This is a genomic window from Amorphus sp. 3PC139-8 (assembly GCF_040750475.1).
In the GTDB taxonomy this organism is placed as follows: Bacteria; Pseudomonadota; Alphaproteobacteria; order Rhizobiales; family Amorphaceae; genus Amorphus.
The window spans coordinates 1-24273 of record NZ_JABJVY010000044.1 but is presented as its reverse complement, the minus strand read 5'-3'; the positions used below and the strand labels follow the sequence as shown (position 1 = coordinate 24273).

Below are 24273 nucleotides of genomic sequence, written 5' to 3'. Positions count from 1 at the left end.
CAGCAGGCAGCTTGAATCAGATCCAACCCCTCAAGGGAATCCCATTTCCGATTCAAAAACCAAATGACACGCTCTAGCCGAGACTCAGAATATAGCGCGCGGCGGTGAAATAGATCATCAGACCGGTCACGTCGACGAAGGTCGCCAGCAACGGGGCGGAGATCACGGCCGGATCGAGCCGGAGCGCGCGAATGCCGAGCGGCAGCAAGGAGCCGACGACGTTGCCCCAGGTCACGATGCCGAGCACGCCGACGGCAACCGTGAAGGTAACCAATTCCGGCGAGAATTTGCCGTGTTCGGTGTAGTCGGCCCAGCCGAGTAGATCCCACAGCGTGATGCGCAGCGTCGCGACCAGGCATAGGAGGGCGCCCAGGATCAGACCGGTGACGAGCTCGCGCCGGAAGATGCGGAACCAGTCGCCGAGGCGGCATTCCTTCACCGCAAGCGCCCGGATGATCAGGGTGGAGGACTGGGAGCCGCTGTTGCCGCCGCTGGAGAGGATGAGCGGCAGGAACAGCGCCAGCACCACCGCCTGGTCGAGTTCCGATTCGTAATAGGTAAGGGCGGTCGCCGTCAGCATCTCGCCGACGAACAGGATCGCCAGCCAGCCCCCGCGCTTGCGCACCTGCTCAAGGATGGACGTCATCATGTAGGGCGTGTCGAAATTCGCGACGCCGCCCATTTTCTGCATGGTGTCGGAGAAGGTGTCCTGGGCCAGATGCAGAATGTCGTCGGCGCGAATGATCCCGATCAGCCGGTCGGTTTCATCGACGACCGGCATTTCCACCGCGTCGCGCACCTGGAAGCGATGGATCGCGGTTTCCACCGAATCGGTCGCCTGCAGCCGGGTGACTTCCCGGTCGAGCAATTTCTCGATCGCCTCGCTCGGTTCGATCCGAACCAGTTCATCCAGCTCCAGCCGGTCGATCAAGCTCTGGGTCTCGTCGACGACGTAGATGCTGACGATCGGATGGCTGCGCGCCGGGCGCGCCTTCATGCGTTCGTAGATCTCGCGGGCCGTCTCCGTCGGGCGCGCGACCAGAAAGTCGTAGCTCATCCACCGCCCGATTTGCTCCTGCTCGTAGTGGAGCAGGTCGCGTTCGAGGTCCGGATCGAGCTCGGTCAGCTTTTCGTAGATGGTGCGCGCGCGAGTCCGTGGCATCTTGCGCAGAAGCAGCGCGATATCCTCTTCCGGCACCTGCTTGATCAACTCAAGCGACTGCTCCAGCGGTGCGGCGCGTAAGATATAGTTTTGGTAGACAAAGGAAATCCGCCCGAAGACCTCACCGCGCAGGGTCGGCTTGATGGTCTGGAACAGCTCCGCCGCTTCGGTCCGCGACAGGGCTTCGATCGCTTCGGAAAAATCGCCGGCGCGGAAGTTCCGGGTGATCTCCGCCAGCTTCTTGCGGTCGTCGTCGCGCAGCGCCTGCCGGAGCGGATCGATTTGCTGATAGGGGTCGATCGTCGTCATGGCGGACTCCACGGTGCCGGCGGGCAATCTTCGTTCGTTGGTGGGCGGTTGGGCGGCCGAGGGGCAAAATGCCAGCTCCGCCAGATAGATCGAAGAGGATGCTGACTGTCTTGCCGAGCGTGGATGACGCCCGTGTGAAGCCGCCGGCGCGATCGCGGCGACCCCAGTCCGTTTTCTACGGTTTTGAACGGCGGGGCGCTTGAAGAGGCGCCATCGACGAACCTTAAGCCTTGTCCGCTTCGATCTTGTCCCAGATCATCGCCGCGATGTCCGGCCCGCCCAGGCGGGCGACCGCCCGAATCCCGGTCGGCGAGGTGACGTTGATCTCGGTGAGGTTGCCGTCGATCACGTCGATGCCGGCAAACAGGATGTTTTCCTCGCGCAGATACGGGCCGACGCTTGCCACGATTTCGCGCTCGCGCTCGGTCAGGTCGGTGGCTGCGGCTGCTCCGCCGCGCACCATGTTGGAGCGGATGTCGCCCTTCGCCGGCACCCGGTTCACCGCGCCGGCAAATTCGCCATCGACTAGGATGATGCGCTTATCGCCTTCGGACACCTTCGGCAGGAAGCGCTGGATCACCCAGGGCTCGCGAAACGTGGCGGCGAAGAAGTCGTAGAGCGAGCCGTAATTCAGGTCGTCTTGGGTGATGCGGAACACGGCCTGTCCGCCGGCCCCGAACAGCGGCTTCATGACGATGTCGCCGTGCTCGGCGCGAAACGCGTCGATCGCGGCGCGGTCGCGGGTGATCAGCGTCGGCGGCATCAGCTCCGGAAAGCGCATGACGTAGAGTTTTTCCGGCGCATTGCGCACCGCGGCCGGATCGTTGACCACCAGCGCGTCCGGATGCACCCGCTCCAGCATATGGGTCGCTGCAATATAGGCGAGATCGAAGGGCGGATCCTGGCGCATCAGCACCACGTCCACGTCCTTGAGCGAGGTCAGCACGGGTTCGCCGAGCGTGAAATGAGCGCCGACCTCGTCCTTCACGGTCAGCGGCTCCAGGGTGGCCGTCACGTCGGTCGCGGTTTCGGCCAGGCGATCGGGCGTATAGTGGAAAAGTGCGTGGCCGCGCGCCTGGGCCTCCAGAAGGAGGGCGAAGGTGGAGTCCCCGGCAATCTTGATCGTCTCGATATGGTCCATCTGGACCGCGACCTTGAGCGGCATGGCTATCTCCGAAATCGAAAGGGCGGCAAGTGCCCGGTTGTCTTGTAGATACGCTCGCTGATCGAATTTGACATTCGGGATTCGGATTCGCAGCGAACGGAAATCGAACATCAAATTCGATCTCTTTCGCTTGAAGACCTATATCTCGCGAGACGAACAACCAAGAGGCGACAGGCCATGCAGCAAGAAGATCAAACGATAGAGCCTGACGCCGCCGCTGCCGACGACCGCGCGCTTCAGGAGCTGAGCGACTGGATCGTCGAACAGGGGTTGCGGGGCTCTGACAACCTGGCGTCGCTGATTGAAGAATTCTGCGTGCGCATGTGCGGCATCGGCGTGAAGCTGTTGCGTATGCACATTTCCATTGCCGCCCTACATCCGACCATCGTCGGCTACGGCGGGCAGTGGTGGCGGGGGCACGGCTTTCGGCTTGAGAACTACGAGCGCGAAAGCCAGTTGATGTCCGACTTCCAAAACAGCCCGTTGCGCGTTCTCCGGAACGAGAGAATGCCGGAAATGCGCCGTCGTCTGGATGGCGACGACGTGGACCTTGGCTATCCGGTGTTCGAGGAGTTTCGCGAGGTCGGCGGAACGGAGTGGATCGGACGTCTGGTGGAGTTCGGCACCGACGGGGAGGAAACGGCGCTGCCGGGCATGCTGATCTCGTGGCTCACGGATCGGCCCGGCGGTTTCCTGGATCGGGAAGTGGCGCTGATGAACCGGATCCTGCCTCGGCTTGCCTTGGTCTGCTACCGAATTGCCTTGAAGCGCGTGGCCAAGGACCTGCTCGACGCCTATGTCGGCGTGGAGGCGGGGCGCAGGGTCCTGTCCGGCCAGATTTTGCGCGGCGACGCGACCCAGCTCTACGCCGTTGTCATGATTGCGGATCTGCGCGAGTTCACCCGCTTTGCCGAAGAAACCCCGAGCGAGGACGTGCTGGCCTCGCTGAACCGGGTCCTTGGCGACTTGACCGACGCCGTCGAGGCGCAGGGCGGCGAGGTCCTGAAATTCCTGGGAGACGGCGTGCTTGCGATCTTCAGCCTGGAAAATCAGGATCCGGGCGCGGTGGCTGCCGGGGCGCTGGCGGCCGCTCAGTCCGCGCTGTCGGCAAACGTCGCCTACAATCGCGAACGGAGCGCGGCCGGCCTGCCGCCGCTGAAGGTCGACATCGCGCTCGATCTTGGCGAACTCATGTACGGCAATGTCGGGTCCAACCGTCGCCTCGACTTCACCGTGATCGGCCCCGCCGTGAACGAAGCCAGCCGGATCGAGGCGCTGTGCGAGCCGCTCGGGCATCACCTTCTGATGTCAAAAAGCTTTGCCGATGCCTTTCCCGGACCGCTGACCTCGATCGGCGAGCATTGGTTGCGCGGTGTGGCCCGTCCCCAGGCGTTGTTTGTCGCGTCGGAGGCGGCGTGATCCGGTTCGGGCGCCGATCCGTTCGGATTATGAGTCCTGACCCTAGATCCCCAAAAGTCGCTTCAGCTCGCTGTGGAACGGGGCCGCGAGATCGTCGCGGTCCAGTGCGTAGGCCACATTGGCCGCCAGGAAGCCGACTTTCGAGCCGCAGTCGTAGGTGTGGCCCTTGAAGCGGAGACCGTGGAAGGGCTGGGTCCCCATCAGGGTCAGCATGGCGTCGGTGATCTGGATCTCGCCGCCCGCGCCCTTCTCGGTGGTCGCCAGAAGGTCGAAGATCTCCGGCTGCAGAATGTAGCGCCCGGTGATGATCAGGTTCGACGGCGCGGTTCCTTTCGGTGGCTTCTCCACCATCCCGGTGACCTTGTAGACGTCGCCGTCGTCGGCTTCGATCTCTACCACGCCGTACTGGTGGGTCTGATCTTCCGGCACTTCTTCCACGGCGATGACGTTGCCGCCCTGGGCGTTGTAGACGTCCATCATCTGAGCCAGGCAGCCGGGGTCGGAATGAACCAGTACGTCCGGCAACAGCAGGGCGAACGGCTCGTTGCCCACCAGCTCGCGGGCACACCAGACCGCGTGACCGAGGCCGAGGGGCGCCTGCTGACGGGTAAAGGAAACCGCGCCGGCCGGCGGCTGGGCGGTCTGCACTTCGGCCAGCCGGTCGAGCTTGTTGCGCTCTTTCAGCGTCTCTTCCAGCTCGAAGGCGATGTCGAAATGGTCTTCGATCACGGCCTTGCCGCGGCCGGTGATGAAGATGAACTTCTCCACGCCCGCCGCTTTCGCCTCGTCGTAGACATACTGGATGAGGGGCCGATCCACGACCGTCAGCATTTCTTTCGGCATCGCCTTGGTCGCGGGGAGGAAGCGGGTTCCGAGGCCGGCGACGGGAAAAACGGCGGTGCGGATCGGGGCAGGGGCCATGGGGCGTCTCTCTTGGGTTCCGTGCGTCTGAAAAGCGTGTCGGACAACAACTCGCCTTTTGTGTTTTGGTTCGAACGCATTAGCAAACCATCAGGTGTCGGGCCATGGAATTTCCGTCCGCGATGCCGCCAACTGCACGGAAAGGGTTCAAGCCGCTCAAAGGTTAGGCTATGGACGAGCCGACGCGCGCGAACGACCCGCGCGGTTCCATCCCATTCTTCGCCCCGTCCCGAGGCTCCCTGGAGGTTCCCATGACCGCGATCATCGACATCATTGGCCGCGAAATTCTCGACAGTCGCGGCAATCCGACCGTCGAGGTCGATGTCCATCTCGAGGACGGCTCGATGGGCCGTGCGGCGGTGCCGTCCGGCGCTTCGACCGGTGCGCACGAAGCCGTCGAGCTGCGCGATGGCGGTGCCCGCTATATGGGCAAGGGCGTTCAGGACGCCGTGGCTTCGGTGAACGGTGAGATCTTCGATGCGATCGGAGGGCTCGACGCGGAGGATCAGGTTCATCTCGACGAGATGATGATCGCGCTCGACGGCACCGACAACAAAGGCCGGCTCGGCGCCAATGCGATTCTCGGCGTCTCGCTTGCCATCGCCAAGGCGGCGGCTCTGTCCGCCGAACTGCCGCTCTATCGCTATGTCGGGGGCGTGTCGGCGCGCGAACTGCCGGTGCCGATGATGAACATCATGAACGGCGGCGCCCACGCCGACAATCCGATCGACTTTCAGGAATTCATGATCATGCCGGTCGGCGCGCCTACCTTCTCCGAAGCCCTTCGCACGGGTGCGGAAGTGTTCCACACCTTGAAGGGGCAACTCAAGAAAGCCGGGCATTCCACCAATGTCGGCGACGAGGGCGGTTTCGCGCCGAACCTGCCGTCGGCGAAGGCCGCGCTCGACTTCATTATGTCGTCGGTGGAAAGCGCCGGCTACAAGCCCGGCGAGGACGTGGCGATCGCGCTCGACTGCGCGGCGACCGAGTTCTTCAAGGACGGCAAATATGCGCTGGACGGCGAGGGGCGCACCCTCGACGGTGCAGCCCTTGCCGACTATCTCTGCGAGCTGGTCGATGCCTATCCGATCGTCTCGATCGAGGACGGCATGGCCGAAGACGACTGGGACGGCTGGGCCGCGCTGACCGAGCGGGTCGGCAATCGCTGCCAGCTCGTGGGCGACGATCTGTTCGTCACCAACACCGAGCGGCTTGCCACCGGCATCGAGCGCGGGATCGCCAATGCGATCCTGGTCAAGGTGAACCAGATCGGAACCCTCACGGAGACGCTGGAAGCCGTCACCATGGCCCACAAGGCCGGCTACCGGGCCGTCATGTCGCACCGTTCCGGCGAGACCGAGGACTCCACCATCGCGCACCTGGCCGTCGCGACCGGTTGCGGTCAGATCAAGACCGGCTCGCTGGCGCGCTCCGACCGGCTTGCCAAGTACAACGAACTGCTGCGCATCGAGGAGGAGCTCGGCCCGCAGGCATTCTATCCGGGCCGCGCCGCGCTCAAGCTTGGCTAACCCGTCAAGAATCTGAAAAGGCGGGGACATATCCTGCCGCGAAACGGCTCGTTAAGGAGGCCGGTGTCAAAAAGGCACCGGCCTTCTTTTTGTAGCGAGTTCCGCGTCCAGTCATGGCCACCCGCCATCGTCGTCCCACGATTCTGTCGCGTCTGCTGCCGCCGGTGCTGATGATCGCACTGATCGGCTATTTCGTGTGGCACGGTCTGCACGGGGACTATGGCGTTTTTGCCCGGGTTCGGCTGGAACAGGAGATTGCGCGCCTCTCCATCGAGCGCGATCGCATCGTGGCGCGCCGTAAGGCGCTGGAGGCCCGGGTCTCGCTGCTCGATTCCGACGCGATCGACGCCGACATGCTGGACGAGCGCGCCCGCGCCAATCTGAATCTCGCACATCCCGATGAAATCGTCGTCTTCACGTCGCCCCGTCTCGGAGCGGATCCGGGCGATGACGCCGGCCGCGCGCTGGCGCAGAAATAGAGCAAAGCCAGGCGAAGTGGGCACCGGTTCGCCGTCCGGCTTTGCGAGAGAGACAAAGCAAAGCCAGGCGAAGTGGGCACCGGTTCGCCGTCCGGCTTTGCGGGGGGGAATAATCTTCTCGCTCACGCGAGGACGGCCCATGCGGGCCAGCGTCCGAATGCGCGGAGAGGCGAATCCCTTCGAACGCCTGCGCGCAGATACCGCGAATCCATCCGAAGTTCGGAAATCAAAAAGCCTAATCCCAGGAGGTGGCCGAGCCGCGAATGCCCGCCTGGGTACTGCGGCTAACTGCCCGTTCGGCGGGCAAAAATCGGCTTTCGCCGCGTTGCGCCCTTTCACGGGCCGGTTCCGTTCGCTAATGTCCCGTCCAACCCCGCCTTGGAGGACGCCGGAGAGACCAGATGGCAGAAAGAAAGACGACCCCCAGACGGCGATCGTCGACCAAGCGTCAGACCAGCACCGCCAAGTCGCGTACCGCCCGAACCAGCGCCGCGAAGACCAGTGCCGCGAAGACGATAAGCACCGCCGAGACGATCACGGGCGAGACGGTCGAGTTCACCAAAGACGACGATCTCTACGCCTACCGTGAGATGCTGCTGGTCCGGCGCTTCGAAGAGAAGGCCGGCCAGCTTTACGGAATGGGCCTGATTGGCGGCTTCTGCCACCTCTATATCGGCCAGGAGGCCGTGGTGGTGGGCATGCAGATGGCGCTTAAAGAGGGCGACCAGATCATCACCGGCTACCGCGATCACGGCCACATGATCGCCTGCGGCATGGACGCCAAGGGCGTAATGGCCGAGCTCACCGGCCGCCGCTCGGGCTATTCCAAGGGCAAGGGCGGTTCGATGCACATGTTCTCGACGGAGAAGAATTTCTTCGGCGGACACGGCATCGTCGGCGCGCAGGTGCCGCTTGGGACCGGGCTCGCCTTTTCCAACAGCTACCGCGAGAACGGGGCCGTCTCCGTCACCTATTTCGGCGACGGCGCGGCCAACCAGGGCCAGGTCTACGAGAGCTTCAACATGGCGAAGCTCTGGAGCCTGCCGGTGGTCTACGTGATCGAGAACAACAAGTACGGCATGGGCACCTCGGTGGAGCGCGCCTCTTCGACGACGAACCTGTCCCACCGCGGCGCCTCGTTCGAGATCCCGGGCGAGCAGGTCGACGGCATGGAGGTTCATGCCGTGCGGGCCGCCAGCGCTCGGGCGCTGGCCCATGCCCGCGAGGGCAAAGGCCCTTACATCCTGGAAATGCTGACCTATCGCTATCGCGGCCACTCCATGTCGGACCCGGCGAAGTACCGCTCGCGCGACGAGGTCAACAAGATGCGCACGGAGCACGATCCGATCGAGCACCTGCGCAATCGCTTGATCCAGGAACACGGGGTGTCGGAAGACGACGTCAAGGCGATCGACAAGGACGTCCGCGACATCATCAACGAGGCGGCCGAGTTCTCCCAGTCCGATCCGGAGCCGGATCCGGCGGAGCTGTGGACCGACGTGGTCCGGTAACGACGAAACGGGCAATGGCGGGGGAGCGGGCCGCGTGCTGCAGTCGCGCGCCGGCTTCGCCCCACCGTCCGGCCGATAGGGCCGTGTTCGCGAAGAGATAATCAGGTATCGGCCTGTTTACGGGAGCCAGGAATGCCGACCGAAATTCTGATGCCGGCGCTCTCGCCCACCATGGAAGAGGGCAAGCTCGCCAAGTGGGTGAAAAAAGAGGGTGACAGCGTCGCGGCAGGCGACGTCGTCGCCGAGATCGAGACGGACAAGGCGACCATGGAGGTCGAGGCCGTCGACGAGGGGACGCTCGGCAAGATCCTGGTCGCCGAGGGCAGCGAGGGCGTGAAGGTCAACACCCCGATCGCGCTGCTTTTGGGCGAGGGCGAGGACGAGAGCGCTCTCGACCAGGCACCCAAGAGCGCGCCGCCGGCGTCCGAGGCGCCCGCTGCGGCGAGTTCGGATGACGACGACAAGGCGGATGATGCGGCGACCGCCGCCAAGGTGCCCGCCGCGCCCGCCGTCGGCCCCGCGCCGGCGGAGAAGACCTGGGAGGCCGTCGATCCGGAGATCCCGGAAGGCACCGAGATGGTGTCGATCACCGTGCGCGAAGCGCTCCGCGATGCCATGGCGGAGGAAATGCGCGGGGATGACAAGGTCTTCGTGATGGGTGAGGAGGTTGCCGAGTACCAGGGCGCCTACAAGATTACCCAGGGCCTGCTCGATGAGTTCGGCGCCAAGCGGGTGATCGATACCCCGATCACAGAGCATGGCTTCGCCGGTCTCGGCGTCGGCGCCGGTTTTGCCGGCCTGAAGCCGATCGTGGAGTTCATGACCTTTAACTTCGCCATGCAGGCGATGGATCAGATCATCAACTCGGCCGCCAAGACCCATTATATGTCGGGCGGTCTGATCGGCTGTTCGATCGTGTTCCGCGGCCCCAACGGTGCTGCCGCCCGCGTCGCGGCGCAGCACTCCCAGGACTACGCATCCTGGTACGCCCATGTGCCGGGCCTGCGCGTGATCCAGCCGTATTCGGCGGCGGACGCCAAGGGCCTGCTCAAGGCCGCGATTCGCGATCCGAATCCGGTCGTGTTTCTGGAAAACGAGATCCTCTACGGCCACACCTTCGAGATCCCGAAGATGGACGATTTCGTCGTGCCGATCGGCAAGGCGAAGATCGAGCGCAAGGGGAAGGACGTTACCCTCGTATCGTTCGGCATCGGCATGACCTACGCCATGCAGGCCGCCGAGGAACTTGCCGGCATGGGCATTGAGGCGGAGGTGGTGAACCTGCGCACGCTCCGGCCGATGGACATTGAGACCGTGGTGGAATCGGTCAAGAAGACCAACCGCTGCGTGACGGTGGAAGAGGGCTGGCCGGTCTGCTCGATCGGCTCGGAGATCTCTGCCCGGCTGATGGAGATGGCGTTCGATCATCTCGATGCGCCGGTGCTGAGGATCACCGGCAAGGATGTGCCGATGCCCTATGCCGCCAACCTTGAAAAGCTTGCCCTGCCGACCGTCGCGGAAGTGATCGAGGCGGTAAAGGCAGTGACCTACACGGCCTGACGAAGGTCCCGGGAGACGACGCGCAATGCCGACACCGATCCTGATGCCCGCCCTGTCTCCGACGATGGAGGCCGGCAATCTCGCCAAGTGGCACGTCAAGGAAGGCGACACCGTCTCCGCCGGCGACGTGGTCGCGGAGATCGAGACCGACAAGGCGACCATGGAAGTCGAGGCGGTCGACGAGGGCACGGTTGGCAAGATCCTCGTCGCCGAGGGGACGACCGACGTCCCCGTGAACCAGCCGATCGCGCTTCTCCTTGAAGAAGGCGAGGACGCCAGCGCGCTGGAAGGGGCGGAAGCTGAGGCCGCGCCGGCCAAGGCCGAATCGCCGAAGGCCGAAGAGGCTTCCTCCGAAAAGCCGGTGGAACCGGTCGCCCCGCAAGCGGCCAAAGCGCCGGCTGCGGGCGAGGGCGTGACGCCGTCGGCTCCGCCGCCCGCGCCGGAGGCCAACGGCGATGGCCGTGTGTTCGCCTCTCCGCTTGCGCGCCGGCTGGCGGAAGAAAGCGGTATCGATATCGCCCAGCTCAAAGGCTCCGGTCCGCATGGTCGCGTCGTAAAGCGCGACATCGAAACCGCGGTGAAGGAAGGCGTGCCGGCGGCCGCTGCTTCCTCCAAGCCGGCGGCCGAGAAGGCTGCGCCTTCGGCGCAGGCCAGCGCTCCCGCGGCGGTGCCCGGCATGAGCGACGATCAGATCCGTGCCATGTATGCGGAAGGCAGCTACAGCGAGCTTCCCCATGACGGCATGCGCAAGACGATCGCGCGCCGCCTGGTCGAGGCCAAGCAGACCGTCCCGCACTTCTACCTCACCATCGATACGGAACTCGACGTGCTGCTGAAGCTCCGCAAGGAGCTCAACGACGCCGCGCCGACGGACAAGGACGGCAAGCCGGCCTATAAGCTCTCCGTCAACGACTTCATCATCAAGGCGTTGGCTAAGGCCCTGGTCGCGGTGCCGATGGCGAACACGACGTTCACCTCCACCGCGCGCCTGATGCACAGCCACGTGGACGTCGGCGTTGCGGTGGCGATCCCCGACGGGCTGATCACGCCGGTGGTGCGCGAGGCGGATCTGAAGCCGCTTTCGGTCATCTCCAACGAGGTGAAGGACCTGGCCAAGCGCGCCCGCGACAAGAAGCTGAAGCCGGAAGAGTACCAGGGCGGGGTCACCTCCGTCTCCAATCTCGGCATGTACGGCATTCGCGAGTTCGGCGCGGTGATCAACCCCCCGCAGTCGACGATCCTGGCCGTGGGGCAGGGCGAGGAGCGCGCCGTGGTCAAGGATGGCGCACTCGCCATCGCGACCGTGATGACGGTGACGCTCTCGGTGGATCACCGGGCCGTCGACGGCGCGCTCGGCGCCGAGTTGCTTGCCGCCTTCAAGCCGCTGATCGAAAACCCGATGGCGATGCTGGTCTGATTCCTTCCTCCTGTGAAATCCGGGTCGGTCTGAAGAAGGTCGATCCGGACGTTTCGAGGATGAAGGGTCGCCTGAGCCGAAGCTTATAACGTGTAAGTATTTTTTCAGCGGAAGGTTTGCTTCGGCCTGCGCTCACTACTCCCGCGAAAGCGGGAGCCCATAGGTCGGTAGCTTTTTGCTGCGTGCGCATCGGTCAGTTTCGAGACTATCTTTCAGACAAATCTGATCGGATGGAAAGGGCTCTCGGTTCAACGCGCGGGGCAATTCCTATGTCCGTGGCCAGCTCCTATGGATTCCCGCTTTCGCGGGAATAGGCTGAGTGTGAGGCGCTTGGCCTCCAGTTGCTGTGTCTGCTTCAGCATTCCTTCAACGCGGCTGCCGCTGCCGCGTACCCGCCGCCGGCACCGTCTACGAAGTGGAAATGGGTGTCGGAATGGATCGACGGCACGAAACAGGTCATCACGGCCGCCTCCTGACGCACCAGCCCGAAGGCGAGTGCGCCTTGGTCGCGCGCCTCGGCGAGGATTCGCTCGATTCGCTCGGCCATCTCCGCTGTGCAATCGACGGTCATGCGGATGCCGTCCTGATATTTCCGGAAGTCGGCGTTGAGGGCGGTGTAGGTGCGGTAGGCGACGGGATCGAAGTCGCCGAGCTTCGTGCCGGTCCGATCGAGCGCCCACGCCAACAGCGCAATCAGGCCGATCCGCAGCTTTTGGGCAAAAAGCCCGCGCCGGCCCCGGGTGGCGCGGGCCTCAAGGTGGAGGCCCTCTGGTGGCCACGCGAATCGGGGGCCGGAAGGCGGCACCGGGCGTCCGCCGGCGTTGGAGGCCTCAAGGGTCTGGATCACCGTTTCGATGGTCGATCGGTAAGCGGGATCGTCGTCGCCGCGCGCAGGCACCACCAGGACGGTCAGGATCGTATCGGCCTGCGGTGTCAGCGGTGCCCATCGGCATGAAAGCCCGGTAAGATCCGGGCGTGATCCCGTCTCCGCCTTGAAGAGGGGCAATGCTCCCGCCTTCATCTGCTGCTCCGCCCACGAGATCCCGCCGCCGGCAAACAGGGCGTAGGTGGCGGCGTCCGAGGCGGAGAATCGGGCGACACGGACATCTCGTCCCGTCTGACGGATTTCTCCGATTCCGATCGTCGTTGCGCGCAAGGAAAGGTCGAGATCCTCCTCCACCCAGCGCGCGGTCGCGGCGAGGGCGGCTTCTGCGCGCTCTCGGAATTCCGGCGGAAGCGCGAGGACGGCACCGTCGCCGGCAAACACGAACGGAAAATCCTGGATGCCGTCGAGCGCGTTGATGACGGCGGCGATCGCCGCCGCGCCCGCCATGTTCACCGCCTTGTACCGTCCGTCTCCGATTGCAGTGGAGGAATCCACAACATCCGTCAGGCCGACGAACCAGTCGTCGGGCAGCGGCACATAATGGGCCGGATCGGCGACCGCACCAAAGTCGGTCAGCACGGGAAGCGAGCTGTAGCAGGTGGAGGGATGTGTCATCGCGTGCCTTGCCGGAAAGCGGCGGACCCCTGTCCGCGCGTTGCAAGGTTTACGCGGAAGACGGCGATCCGGTTCGCATGCCGCCGCTATGGTGCGCGGATCGATCCGACTGCTTTTCGCGTGCCTTGAGGCTCGACAACGGGCGGCGATCGGTGCTGAAAGAGAGGCGAGAAAAGCGGGCTTCGGCTCGGAATTCAATGATTGGCTGGCGCTGCGGGCGCTGGCTGAGATGCGCCACGAAGGAGGGCGGGATGGCCGACCAGTATGACGTCATCGTGATCGGAAGCGGCCCCGGCGGCTATGTCACCGCGATCCGGGCTTCCCAGCTCGGCTTGAAGACCGCGATCGTCGAGCGCGAGCATCTGGGCGGCATCTGCCTGAACTGGGGCTGCATTCCCACCAAGGCGCTGCTCAGGAGTTCCGAGGTCTACGGCCACATGGTCCACGCCAAGGAGTTCGGGCTTTCGGCGGACAAGGTGAGCGCGGATATCGCCGCGGTGGTGAAGCGCTCGCGCGGCGTGTCGGTCCAGCTCAGCCAGGGCGTCGGCTTCTTGATGAAGAAGAACAAGGTCGACGTGATCTGGGGCGAGGCCAAGATCGCCAAGCCCGGCGAGGTCGTGGTCTCCGACACCAAGAAGACCCCGATGGAGCCGCAGCCGCCGAAGCCGAAGGGCACGCTTGCCGCCGGCACCTATAAGGCCAAGCACATCGTCGTGGCGACGGGAGCGCGCCCGCGCGTGATTCCGGGCATGGAGCCCGATGGCGAAAAGATCTGGACCTATTTCGAGGCGATGGTGCCCAAAGAGATGCCGAAGTCGCTGGTCGTGGTCGGCTCCGGCGCGATCGGGATCGAGTTCGCCTCTTTCTACCGCACCATGGGCGCCGAAGTGACGGTCGTGGAGCTTCTGCCGCAGATTCTCCCGGTGGAAGATGCCGAGATCGCCGGCCACGTGCGCAAGCGGCTGGAAAAGCAGGGCATCAAGATCCTTACCGAAGCCAAGGTCTCCAAGGTCGATAAGACGGCCAAGGGGGTGACGGCGACGGTGGAGACCAAGGACGGCAAGAGCGAGAAGATCGCCGCCGACAAGCTGATCTCGGCGGTCGGCGTGGTCGGCAACATCGAAAATCTCGGCCTGGAAGAGCTGGGCGTGAAGACCGATCGCGGCTGTGTCGTCATCGACGGATATGGCCGCACCAACGTGGACGGTATCTATGCGATCGGCGATGTGGCCGGCCCGCCGATGCTGGCTCACAAGGCGGAGCACGAGGGCGTGGTCTGCGTTGAGAAGATCGCCGGCTTCCCGACCCACGAGATGGACAAGCTGAAGATCCCCGGCTGCACTTACTGCCAGCCCCAGGTCGCCTCAGTGGGGCTGACCGAAGCTAAGGCGAAAGAGGCGGGACGCGAGATCAAGGTCGGCCGCTTCCCCTTCATCGGTAACGGCAAGGCGATTGCGCTCGGCGAGCCGGAAGGGTTGGTGAAGACCATCTTCGACGCCAAGACCGGCGAGTTGCTCGGCGCCCACATGGTCGGCGCGGAGGTGACGGAGCTGATCCAGGGCTATGTCGTCGCGATGAACTGCGAAACCACGGAAGAAGAGCTGATCGCGACCGTGTTCCCGCATCCGACCTTGTCGGAGACGATGCACGAGAGCGTGCTCGACGCCTACGGCCGCGTGCTCAACATCTGATAGGGTGTTTGTCGGGATGGCGCGTGCGCACTGTGCCATCGCCGTCCCGGCACCTGGCTGTATCATGACAGGGGTGAGGGCTGCGGCAGGCCCTGCGCCGGGAGCGGAACATGACCTTTGTCATCCGAGTGGTGGAGCTGGCGGCGGCGATCGTGATCCTCGCGGCCGCCTGGTTCGCGATCTATCGCACGGATGAGTTCCGCTCCTATTTCTCCGCACCGGCCCCGGAGATCCAAGCTCCGGCGTCGGAGCCGTCGTTGGTGGAGCGCCAGATCCTTGAAACGGTGCAGTCGACCAACGCTGCGCTCCACGACGCGAGTGCGGCGATCGAGCACCTGACGCGCCAGCTTGCGGCCACCAATGCGCAAGTGCAGGACCTTTCGGCCGGCGCCGATTCCGATGCCCGCGCCCAGGCGGATGCCGTTCTGTCGACCAACGATCAATTGCTGAGTGCCGCGGCGGAGGTGCAGACCACGGTGAAGAGCGCCGCCGTGACGGCCGGCGCCCAGGCGGACCTGGCAAACGCGGCCGTGGACGGCGACGAAGAGGCGGCCGTCGCCGCGTTGATGCAGCCGGACGGTGCCGGCGGCGCACAAGCCGTCGAGCCGCGCTGGGGCGTGGTGTTCGGCGCCGAACTCACCCGCGAAGCGGCGGATCGCATGCTGGAGCGCGCGCAAGGCGCGATCGGATCGCTGGAGGCCACGCTCTATCGACGCAACGGCTTTTACCGCGGCGTGGCGGAGTTTCCCACGCGCGCGGCCGCGCTCAAGCTGCTGGCGAACGTGCGCGAACGGGTCCGGCCGGATGCCTATCTCGTCGCGCTGGCGCGGTGGTGTCCTGGCGCCGCGCGCGACGCGGACGAAGTCACATGCGAGGACTGAATTTGCTTCCGAGGACGGCGCAAGGCGGTCGGGCGATGCCTCGAACGACCCTCGGTGGTCGGTTTGACCGTGGGCCGGGTCTTTGTTCGCCGGGACATGCTTCATGAGCGGGCAGGCAAGCGACAAGCCGGTGCTGAGGATCCGGATCGATTTTCCGGATCGTCCGTCGTTGGGCCCCGGCAAGATCCGGCTTCTGGAAGAGATCGAGGCTGCCGGATCGATCGCTGCGGCCGCGCGGGGGATGGGGATGTCCTATCGCCGCGCGTGGCTTTTGGTGGATGAGCTCAATTCCATGTTCGCCGGGCCGCTGGTGGCCACCCAGCTCGGCGGTGCGCGTGGCGGCGGCGCTGTCGTCACGCCGGCCGGCCATCAGGTGATCGCGCATTATCGCCGGGTGGAAACCGAAGCCGGCCGCGCCACGGCGGATCTGCTTGCCGGCCTGGATCAGGCGGAGCCGGAGTAGGGCAGCCCCCCAGGCTGCGCGGCGCCGCGTCAGATCGTTAGAACGTCCGCGACACCGCGAAGTCCGCGACTTCGGCAAGCGTATCGCGCAGTTCCGAAGCCGGCACCTTGTCCAGCGCTTCGGCCGCCTTGGCCGCAAATACCCGGGCGCGGCTGGTGGCGTCGGCGAGCGCGTTGGTGGTTTCCAGCCTGGCGATGGCTGCCTCCAGGTCGCCGTCGCGGATGTCGCCGTTTTCGATGCAGCGCCGCCAGAATGCCTTGTCGGTCTCGTCGCCGCGTTCGAAGGCGTAGATCACCGGCAGCGTGGCCTTGCCCTCGCGGAAGTCGTCGCCGGTGTCCTTGCCCAGCACCGCGCTGTTGCCGCCATAGTCCAGCACATCGTCGGCGAGCTGGAAGGCAAGGCCCAGATTGAGCCCGTAGCTGCGCATGGCGTCCTGGATCGCACCGTCGTGGCCGCAGATCACGGGCCCGACTTCGGTCGCGGCGGAAAACAGCGCCGCCGTCTTGGCCTCGATCACGGCCATGTAGTGGCCTTCGCCATTGCTCAGGCTGTTGGCGCCGGAAAGCTGCAGAACCTCGCCTTCGGCGATCACCGAGGATGCGTGCGACAGAATCCGCAGACATTCCAACGATCCGGCCTCGACCATGATCTTGAAGGCCTGGCCCAGCAGATAGTCGCCAACGAGTACGCTCGCCTGGTTGCCCCAGATCACGCGCGCGGCCGGTTTGCCGCGCCGCACGGCGCTGTCGTCGACGACGTCGTCATGCAGAAGGGTCGCGGTGTGCATGAATTCGACCGCGGCGGCGAGCTTGACGTGCGGCTGGCCCTCGGCGCCGAACATCTGCGCGCTAGCCAGCGTCAGCATCGGCCGCAACCGCTTGCCGCCGGAAGACACCAGATGGTTCGCGACCTCGGGGATCAGCTCCACATTGGAGCCGGCCATGTCGAGGATCAGCGCGTTCACGCGCTCCATATCCGGCGCCACCGTGCGCACGAGCCGCTCGACTCCGCTTTCCGCGGATCCGGCATTTTCGCTCGTCGAAACATCAGCGGCAACGTTGCCTATCGCCACGCTGTCAAATCCTTAATCCTGGCCCCGGCACGGACATTAAGCAGGCCGAGCAAACTCCCGCAAGACCGCACCGCACCCGCTCCCCCCGAAAGCCTGGGAGATAGGGCTCGAATCCGCTCCGGCCACGCCCTATCATTCTTTGTCGCAGGCGATCCACCCTGCGTCTGCCATCCACCGAAGCCGCTGACATCGAGGCAAGCTTTTGGAAGAACTTTTGAAAACCAACGACGTCACGCTGATCTCGTTTGCCGAGGCTTTGCTGAAGGAGGCAGGCATTCCCTATCAGGTCTTCGACCAGAATATGAGCGTGATCGAGGGCTCGATCGGTGTGCTGCCACGTCGCATCCTGGTGGCCGAGGATCGGCTCGAGGAAGCTCGGACGCTGCTTCGCGATGCCGGCGAGGGTGAGTCGCTGCCGCCTCGCAGCGCTTAGATGTCGCGGTGAACGACGCGAACAACACCGCTGATCCGCCCGGCGGGACAACCGTCGACGGGTTTTTGGGCGGCACGTTCGCTCTCGTTCAGGCCCGGCGCGGCGCGCATCGCTGCGGCTCCGACGCGATTCTGCTGGCGGCAACTGTCCCGACCGGGGCGTCGGGCCGCGTCGTGGACCTCGGCAGCGGCCCGGGGGCGGCCGGCTTCGCGGTGGCGTGTCGGGGAGAAGCGGCCGTCACACTCGTCGATTGCGATCCGGAGAGCCTTGCGCTGGCCGCGGAGAGCTGCGTCCTGCCCGAAAACGCATCGTTCGCGAAGCGCATCGCGATGTGTCGCGCCGATGTGGCGGGGCCGTCGGCGCCGTTCGTCGATGCCGGGCTTAGAGCGGCATCCGTCGATCGTGTCATCGCCAACCCGCCATATTTCTCCCCGGCCGGGCATCGCACGCCGCCCTCGGCCGGGCGGGCCCAGGCGCGTATGCTTTCTGAGGCCGGCCTTGAGCCCTGGATCCGGCGTGCGGCGTTCCTGCTGCGGCCCTCTGGAATGCTGCATCTGATCCTGACGACGGCGTTGGTGCCGGATCTTTTGACCGTCGTCCAAGGCCGGTTCGGCGGTGTGGATCTGATGCCGGTTCACGCGCGCGCCGACACGACGGCCGACCGGGTGTTGGTGCGAGCGATCAAAGGGTCGCGGGCATCCCTGCGCTTTCTGCCCCCCATCGTCATGCACGAGGCCGACGGCAGCTACTCCGCGCGCGCGACCGAGATCCTGCGCGCCGGCCAGGAAATCGCCTGGTTGCCCAGACGATAAAGCGGGGGCGACGATCCCCATCTCAGCAGATCGACCTTGGCCAATGGCGGTCATGTTTCTGTCGTTAGATAATCAAAATAATTATTTTATTTCAATACATTATTCGAATTTCTTTAAGCGAAGAATCCGCCCGGAGCCTTCCGGGTTCTAAAGAGTTGCTGCCGCGATCCACCACTGTGGTGCGCGGGTCCGAAGGTCGTCGGCCGCCTCCACAGCCGACACAGCATCGTCGAACAGCGCAAAGCAGGTGGCGCCGGATCCGGACATGCGGGCGAAGCGGCAACCCGGAAGATCGGCAAGCGCGGCTTCGACCTCGCCGATCACGGGGGCGAGTGAGACTGCCGCGTCGTGGAGATCGTTCCGCGTTTCCTCAAGATAGGCGACCAGGCTGGCGAGCTCGGCAAAGCGATCGGGAAGGGCGGGCAATCCGGGATTGGCCCGGCTCGCAAGTGCCTGGAACACGGTCGGAGTGGCAACGGGCTCGCCCGGATTGGCCAGCACGATGCCGGCATTGGGAAATGGCGGAAGTGGGGTCAAGAGTTCGCCGACGCCTTCGGCTCGCAACGGCTTTTGACGAACGCACATGGGCACGTCGGCGCCGAGCGCGGCGGCGAGAGGCAGGAGTGAATCGGCCGCGTCCGACAGGTCCCACAGCCGGGCCAGGGCGCGCAACGTTGCAGCGGCGTCCGCCGAACCGCCGCCGATACCGGACGTCACCGGAAGCGACTTGACCAGGCGGATGTGAGCGCCCGGCGCGGCCTCGATTTCTGCCTGGATCAGCTCCGCCGCTGCGAGCACGAGATTGTCGGCGGTGTTGGGAAGCCCACCCGCGAACGGGCCGTCGATCGTTAACGACAGCGTCTGATCGGCGTCGACTTCGATCTCGTCGCCAACGGTGGGGAAGGCGACCAGCGTGTCGAGCAAATGGTAGCCGTCTTCCCGCTGACCGACCACGTGGAGGGCGAGATTGACCTTGGCCCGCGCCGTTTCGCGGACCGTGTTTCCGATAACCACGCCCCGCTACCGGGGTGTTTCGTCGTTGGTCACCGAGGCGGCATCGGTCTTGTCGGGCTGCAGCCCGTGCTCCAGCTTCGTCTTGATCTTGGCCAGATCCTTGGGCTCCGGATCCATGTCGCGTGCATGGCTCCACTGGAACATGGCCTCCAGCTTGCGTCCGACCTGCCAATAGGCATCGCCCAGATGATCGTTGATCACCGGGTCGTTCGGCATCAGCTCCACCGCGCGTTCCAGCTCCGCGACCGCCTCGTCGTAGCGGCCCAGCCGATAGTAGGCCCAGCCCAGGCTGTCGACGATGAAGCCGTCGTCGGGGCGTTGGCTGACGGCGGTGCGGATCATCTCGACGGCTTCGTCGATCTTCATGTGCTTGTCGATCAGCGAATAGCCGAGATAGTTCAGCACCAGCGGCTGGTCGGGGTAGAGCTCAAGCGCCTTGCGGAAGTCAGCCTCCGCTTCCGGCCAATGATCGGTCCGCTCGTTGGCGATGCCGCGGAAATAGAACAGCGTCCAGTGCTCCCGCTGCGGTTCGTCGAGGGTCTCGATCCCCTGACCGTAGACGGTGCGCGCGGCCTCGAAGTCCTCGTCGCTGCGCAGCACGTTGCCGAGCGCGAGGATGGCGGAGAGGTCGGTCGGATTGGCGTCGACCAGCGCCTGAAGCTCGGTCTTCGCCTCGTCCAGCTTGTCTTCGGCGTTGAGATTGAGGCCGATCTGGATTTTCGCGGTGCGGGCGAGCGGCGAGGCGTCGGGAATGGTTCGATAGACTGTGATCGCCTTGTCGTGCTGGTTCATCCCTTCGTAAAGGGCGGCCAGAGAGAAGGCGGCGAGCTCGGTGTCGGGCTTCAGATGGAGGGCGAGCTGAAGATAGCTTGCCGCATATTCCTGGCCGCCTTCCTGGCCGACCGCGATACCGAGGCCATAGAGCGCCTCTGCCGCGCCCGCTTGGGCCGACGTGATTTGCGGCGCCACCGGCTCGCCGGACGACAGGGCGTCGGAGAGCTGCTGCACCAGCGGATGGTCGCCACCTTCGGCAATGAAATTGGCGACGACAGCCTTCGCCTCGTCCAGCTTGTCGGCCCGCGCTAGCGCTCGCGCATAGGCATCGAGCACGCGAATCGCTCGAGGATCGGCTTCGTAGGCGGCAGCGAGCCGCTCGATGGCGTCGTCGTGCCGGCCTGCGAAATCGGCGATCAATCCGCTATGCAGCGTGGTGAAGGTGGAATACCAGTCCGGCCCTTCGAGAGAATCGAGCGCCAACAGCGCCCGGTCGTAATTTTCTTCCGCAGCGTAGCTCCAGGCTTCCAAGAGCGCCGCAGTCAGCTCGGGAAGGGGCGACCCGGTGGAAAGCGGCGTCATTGCGTCGCGGGCGGCGACGGGGTCGCCATTTGCGAGTGCATCGACCGTTAGAGTGAGCGCGGCGAGCTGGTTGGTCGGATCGCTGGCGGCCAGATCGTCGGCAAGTTCGACGGCCTGGGGAAGCGCACCGCTTGCGACCAGGAGCATCACGGTGCGGTCCAGCAGCACTTCGTTCTCGGGATCCGCGTCCAGCGCGCGCCGATAGAACGCGGCCGCGCTTTCCAGGTCCTTCATCGTGCCGGCATGGCGCGCCGCCAGATAGCTGCCGGACAACGAGCGCAGGCCGCCGGTATCCACGTTGTCGGCCACATCGGCGCTGGCGGCCGAGCCTGCTGCGGCGAAGGTTGCGAGCGTCACGACCCCGACGCGCGCGGCCAACGAGGCCCGACGGGAGGTGTCGCGGAGGAAAAGATGCACGGACGGCATAGGATCGACTCGTTTCGAACTTCGGCGCAATTTGCCGAGACGATGGGGCTTTTCTGAGGCCCGTGCAAGGCGACGGCCAATTCCGCCGGCCGATTTCCGACCGCAACCGCTTTATTGGCGTCTGCGGAATAGTCGCTCGGGACTTGCCTTTCTATCGGCCTCCATGCTTTCGCTCTGTGGCCAAATCGACGCGGCGCTTTCCGCGTTGTCGAGGCCGGGGCCGCCATCGCCTCCGGTGCGATCCTGTGTCGGCGAAAAAGGACGAATGATGAGCAAGTGGGTTTACACTTTCGGAGACGGGACGGCGGAAGGGACCGCGGACATGCGGAACCTTCTCGGCGGCAAGGGCGCGAACCTCGCCGAGATGTCGAACATCGGCGTGCCGGTTCCGCCAGGCTTCACCATCACCACTGAAGTCTGCACCCACTTTACCAAGACCGGCGGCACCTACCCGGACGACCTCAATGCCCAGGTGGAAGCCGCGCTGGAGACGATCGGCTCGGCCACGGGACGCCGGTTCGGCGATCTGGAGAAGCCGCTGTTGGTGTCGGTGCGCTCCGGTGCCCGCGTCTCCATGCCGGGCATGATGGACACCGTCCTCAATCTCGGCCTCAACGACGAGACGGTTGGTGCGCTCGCCAAGGACGCCGGCGACGATCGGTTCGCCTACGATTCCTATCGCCGCTTCATCCAGATGTATGGCGATGTCGTGATGGGCCTTGAGCACCACGACTTCGAGGCGATCCTGGAAGGATTCAAGGACGAGAAGAATGTCGACCTCGACACCGACCTGACCGCCGATGACTGGCAGCTCATCATCGAGCGCTACAAGGCGTTGGTGCAGGAGCAGCTCGGCAAGCCGTTCCCGCAGGACCCCCGCGACCAGCTCTGGGGCGCGATCGGGGCCGTGTTCGGCTCCTGGATGAACGCCCGCGCGATCACCTATCGCCGGCTGCACCAGATCCCGGAGAGCTGGGGCACGGCGGTGAACGTCCAGGCCATGGTGTTCGGCAACATGGGCGATACCTCGGCAACCGGCGTTGCCTTCACCCGCAATCCGTCGACCGGCGAAAACGCGCTTTACGGCGAGTTCCTGGTCAACGCCCAGGGCGAGGACGTCGTGGCCGGCATCCGCACGCCCCAGGCGATCACCGAGGCCGCCCGGCTGGAATCGAGCGCGCCGGAAAAGCCGTCGCTGGAGACAGCGCTGCCGGAAGCCTTCGGAGAGTTCCGTGACATCTGCAACCGGCTCGAGCGGCATTACCGCGAGATGCAGGACGTCGAGTTCACCATCGAGCGCGGCAAGCTGTGGATGCTGCAGACCCGCAGCGGCAAGCGCACCGCCAAGGCCGCGCTGAAGATCGCTGTCGACATGGTCGAGGAAGGGCTGATCAACCATGAGGAAGCGGTGTCCCGCGTGGACCCGGCTTCGCTCGATCAGCTTCTGCACCCGACCATCGATCCCAAAGCCGAGCGCAACGTGGTGGCGACCGGGCTTCCCGCCTCGCCGGGGGCGGCTTCGGGCGCGATTGTGTTTTCGTCCGACGAGGCCGAGCGGATGGCGGGCCAGGGCAAGGCGGTCATCCTGGTGCGGGTGGAAACCAGCCCGGAAGACATCCACGGCATGCACGCCGCCCAAGGCATCCTGACCACGCGCGGTGGCATGACCAGCCACGCCGCCGTGGTCGCGCGCGGCATGGGCAAGCCGTGCGTGTCCGGCGCGGGCTCCATTCGGGTCGACTATAAGGCCGGCACGCTGACGGCCAGTGGCAAGACGCTCAAGACCGGCGACATCGTCACCATCGACGGGGCCACCGGCGAGGTGCTGTCCGGCTCCGTGGCGATGCTGAAGCCGGAACTTTCCGGCGATTTCGCCCAGCTCATGGAGTGGGCCGACAAGGTGCGCCGCATGAAGGTGCGCACCAACGCGGAGACGCCGGCCGACGCCCGCGCCGCGCGCGAGTTCGGCGCCGAGGGCATCGGGCTTTGCCGCACCGAGCACATGTTCTTCGATGCCGACCGCATCGGCGACATGCGCGAGATGATCGTTGCCGACAGCGAGGAGGGGCGGCGCGCCGCCCTTGCCAAGCTGCTGCCGATGCAGCGCTCCGATTTTGTCGAGCTGTTCGAGATCATGGCCGGCCTGCCGGTGACGATCCGTCTGCTCGATCCGCCGCTGCACGAGTTCCTGCCGAAAAGCGAGCAGGAGATCGAAGAGGTCGCGGGCGCGATCGGCGTTTCGGCCACCAAGCTGCGCCGGCGGCTGGAGATGCTGGCGGAGTTCAATCCGATGCTCGGCCATCGCGGCTGCCGCCTGGCAATCTCGTATCCGGAAATCGCGGAAATGCAGGCGCGCGCCATCTTCGAGGCGGCGATCGAGGCGGGCAAGCGCACCGGCAATCCGGTTCGCCCGGAGATCATGGTGCCGCTGGTTGGCCTCAAGGCGGAGCTGGACATCGTGAAGGCCAAGATCGACGCCGTCGCCAAGATGGTGGCGGAGGAGACCGGCACGGAAGTGAACTACGACGTCGGTACCATGGTGGAGTTGCCGCGCGCCTGCCTGACCGCCGACAAGATCGCCGAATCGGCGCACTTCTTCTCGTTCGGCACCAACGACCTGACCCAGACGACGTTCGGCATCTCGCGCGACGACGCCGCCTCGTTCCTGCCGACCTACCAGGCCCAGCACATCTTCGAGACCGACCCGTTCGTCTCGATCGATGTTGAGGGTGTCGGCGAGTTCATGAAGATCGCAACCGAGCGCGGCCGCAAGACCCGGCCGGACATCAAGCTCGGTATCTGCGGCGAACACGGCGGCGATCCGGCCTCGGTCCGGTTCTGCGAGACCGTCGGGCTCGACTACGTCTCCTGCTCGCCTTTCCGGGTGCCGATCGCCCGGCTGGCAGCCGCCCAGGCGGCGCTCAAGGCGAAAGCCTGAATTTGAGAGACGGATGATTTCGGGCCGCGTCGGCCCGAAATCTTTTTTCGCTTACGCCAGTTCGTCTTTTCATCGCAAATCCCGGACGGCGAACCGGTTTCCACTTCGCCTGGAGACGCTCTAGAGCGTGTCATTTAGTTTTTGAATCGGAAATGGGATTCCCTTGAGGGGTTGGATCTGATTCAAGCTGCCTGCTGGGTGGAGGCTGGCATGC

The 24273-nt window shown here is 65.0% G+C and carries 19 protein-coding genes; 12 read left to right on the top strand and 7 right to left on the bottom strand.

The genetic code is table 11. From position 1 onward, the window contains the following. Positions 1 to 73: 73 nt before the first annotated feature. Together mgtE and gshB are read right to left on the bottom strand one after the other, a co-directional pair. The gene (gene mgtE / locus HNS03_RS24315) at positions 74 to 1471 is read right to left on the bottom strand and encodes a magnesium transporter (protein WP_367198637.1); all 1398 of its coding nucleotides are present in this window, start codon (positions 1469 to 1471) and stop codon (positions 74 to 76) included. Positions 1472 to 1694: 223 nt separating this feature from the next. Continuing rightward, a complete protein-coding gene (gene gshB, locus HNS03_RS24310; RefSeq protein ID WP_367198636.1) occupies positions 1695 to 2636 on the bottom strand; it encodes a glutathione synthase in 942 nt (313 codons plus the stop codon). Positions 2637 to 2813: 177 nt separating this feature from the next. On the opposite strand from gshB, the gene HNS03_RS24305 reads away from it, so the two are divergent. Further along, the gene (locus tag HNS03_RS24305) at positions 2814 to 4055 is read left to right on the top strand and encodes an adenylate/guanylate cyclase domain-containing protein (protein WP_367198635.1); all 1242 of its coding nucleotides are present in this window, start codon (positions 2814 to 2816) and stop codon (positions 4053 to 4055) included. Between the two features lie 42 nt (positions 4056 to 4097). Here HNS03_RS24305 and galU read toward each other — a convergent pair whose 3' ends face one another. Beyond that, a complete protein-coding gene (gene galU, locus HNS03_RS24300; RefSeq protein WP_367198634.1) occupies positions 4098 to 4976 on the bottom strand; it encodes a UTP--glucose-1-phosphate uridylyltransferase GalU in 879 nt (292 codons plus the stop codon). Positions 4977 to 5227: 251 nt separating this feature from the next. On the opposite strand from galU, the gene eno reads away from it, so the two are divergent. The 5 genes from eno (at position 5228) to HNS03_RS24275 (ending at position 11472) form a co-directional block, all read left to right on the top strand. Beyond that, a complete protein-coding gene (eno, locus tag HNS03_RS24295; protein ID WP_367198633.1) occupies positions 5228 to 6505 on the top strand; it encodes a phosphopyruvate hydratase in 1278 nt (425 codons plus the stop codon). Between the two features lie 113 nt (positions 6506 to 6618). Beyond that, a complete protein-coding gene (locus HNS03_RS24290; RefSeq protein ID WP_367198632.1) occupies positions 6619 to 6984 on the top strand; it encodes a septum formation initiator family protein in 366 nt (121 codons plus the stop codon). Positions 6985 to 7385: 401 nt separating this feature from the next. Continuing rightward, the gene (gene pdhA, locus HNS03_RS24285) at positions 7386 to 8495 is read left to right on the top strand and encodes a pyruvate dehydrogenase (acetyl-transferring) E1 component subunit alpha (RefSeq protein ID WP_367198631.1); all 1110 of its coding nucleotides are present in this window, start codon (positions 7386 to 7388) and stop codon (positions 8493 to 8495) included. Positions 8496 to 8627: 132 nt separating this feature from the next. Next, positions 8628 to 10055 carry a pyruvate dehydrogenase complex E1 component subunit beta gene (locus HNS03_RS24280; protein WP_367198630.1) on the top strand — a complete coding sequence of 476 codons (1428 nt, stop codon included), beginning with the start codon at positions 8628 to 8630 and terminating at the stop codon, positions 10053 to 10055. Positions 10056 to 10080: 25 nt separating this feature from the next. Next, complete coding sequence (locus HNS03_RS24275; RefSeq protein WP_367198629.1) at positions 10081 to 11472, top strand: pyruvate dehydrogenase complex dihydrolipoamide acetyltransferase; 1392 nt, start codon at positions 10081 to 10083, stop codon at positions 11470 to 11472. Between the two features lie 355 nt (positions 11473 to 11827). Here the strand turns inward: HNS03_RS24275 and HNS03_RS24270 are convergent, their stop codons facing one another. Next, the gene (locus HNS03_RS24270) at positions 11828 to 12973 is read right to left on the bottom strand and encodes a DUF3095 family protein (protein ID WP_367198628.1); all 1146 of its coding nucleotides are present in this window, start codon (positions 12971 to 12973) and stop codon (positions 11828 to 11830) included. Positions 12974 to 13224: 251 nt separating this feature from the next. Between HNS03_RS24270 and lpdA the strand changes: the two genes are divergently transcribed. The 3 genes from lpdA to HNS03_RS24255 all read left to right on the top strand — a co-directional run bounded on the left by lpdA (position 13225) and on the right by HNS03_RS24255 (position 16008). Beyond that, positions 13225 to 14664, top strand: coding sequence for a dihydrolipoyl dehydrogenase (lpdA, locus tag HNS03_RS24265; RefSeq protein ID WP_367198627.1), 1440 nt, complete (start codon positions 13225 to 13227; stop codon positions 14662 to 14664). 110 nt (positions 14665 to 14774) lie between these two features. Continuing rightward, positions 14775 to 15545 carry a hypothetical protein gene (locus tag HNS03_RS24260; protein ID WP_367198626.1) on the top strand — a complete coding sequence of 257 codons (771 nt, stop codon included), beginning with the start codon at positions 14775 to 14777 and terminating at the stop codon, positions 15543 to 15545. Positions 15546 to 15648: 103 nt separating this feature from the next. Continuing rightward, positions 15649 to 16008 carry a winged helix-turn-helix domain-containing protein gene (locus HNS03_RS24255; protein WP_367198625.1) on the top strand — a complete coding sequence of 120 codons (360 nt, stop codon included), beginning with the start codon at positions 15649 to 15651 and terminating at the stop codon, positions 16006 to 16008. 37 nt (positions 16009 to 16045) lie between these two features. Here the strand turns inward: HNS03_RS24255 and HNS03_RS24250 are convergent, their stop codons facing one another. Next, positions 16046 to 16981, bottom strand: a complete 936-nt coding sequence (locus HNS03_RS24250; RefSeq protein ID WP_367198638.1) for a polyprenyl synthetase family protein — start codon at positions 16979 to 16981, stop codon at positions 16046 to 16048. Positions 16982 to 17282: 301 nt separating this feature from the next. Between HNS03_RS24250 and HNS03_RS24245 the strand changes: the two genes are divergently transcribed. Both HNS03_RS24245 and HNS03_RS24240 read left to right on the top strand, forming a co-directional pair. Continuing rightward, entirely contained in the window at positions 17283 to 17513 is a 231-nt protein-coding gene (locus HNS03_RS24245; protein ID WP_367198624.1) for a DUF2007 domain-containing protein, read from the top strand. Between the two features lie 8 nt (positions 17514 to 17521). Beyond that, on the top strand, positions 17522 to 18325 hold the full coding sequence (locus HNS03_RS24240) for a tRNA1(Val) (adenine(37)-N6)-methyltransferase (RefSeq protein ID WP_367198623.1): 804 nt from the start codon (positions 17522 to 17524) through the stop codon (positions 18323 to 18325). Between the two features lie 147 nt (positions 18326 to 18472). Here the strand turns inward: HNS03_RS24240 and HNS03_RS24235 are convergent, their stop codons facing one another. Then, complete coding sequence (locus HNS03_RS24235) at positions 18473 to 19339, bottom strand: 4-(cytidine 5'-diphospho)-2-C-methyl-D-erythritol kinase (RefSeq protein WP_367198622.1); 867 nt, start codon at positions 19337 to 19339, stop codon at positions 18473 to 18475. Between the two features lie 6 nt (positions 19340 to 19345). Beyond that, positions 19346 to 21121: a tetratricopeptide repeat protein gene (locus HNS03_RS24230; RefSeq protein WP_367198621.1), complete on the bottom strand. Its 1776-nt coding sequence runs from the start codon at positions 21119 to 21121 to the stop codon at positions 19346 to 19348. A gap of 268 nt (positions 21122 to 21389) precedes the next feature. Between HNS03_RS24230 and ppdK the strand changes: the two genes are divergently transcribed. Then, positions 21390 to 24059 (top strand): pyruvate, phosphate dikinase, encoded by a 2670-nt coding sequence (ppdK, locus tag HNS03_RS24225; RefSeq protein ID WP_367198620.1) that lies wholly within the window; start codon positions 21390 to 21392, stop codon positions 24057 to 24059. The last annotated feature ends 214 nt before the right edge of the window (positions 24060 to 24273 follow it).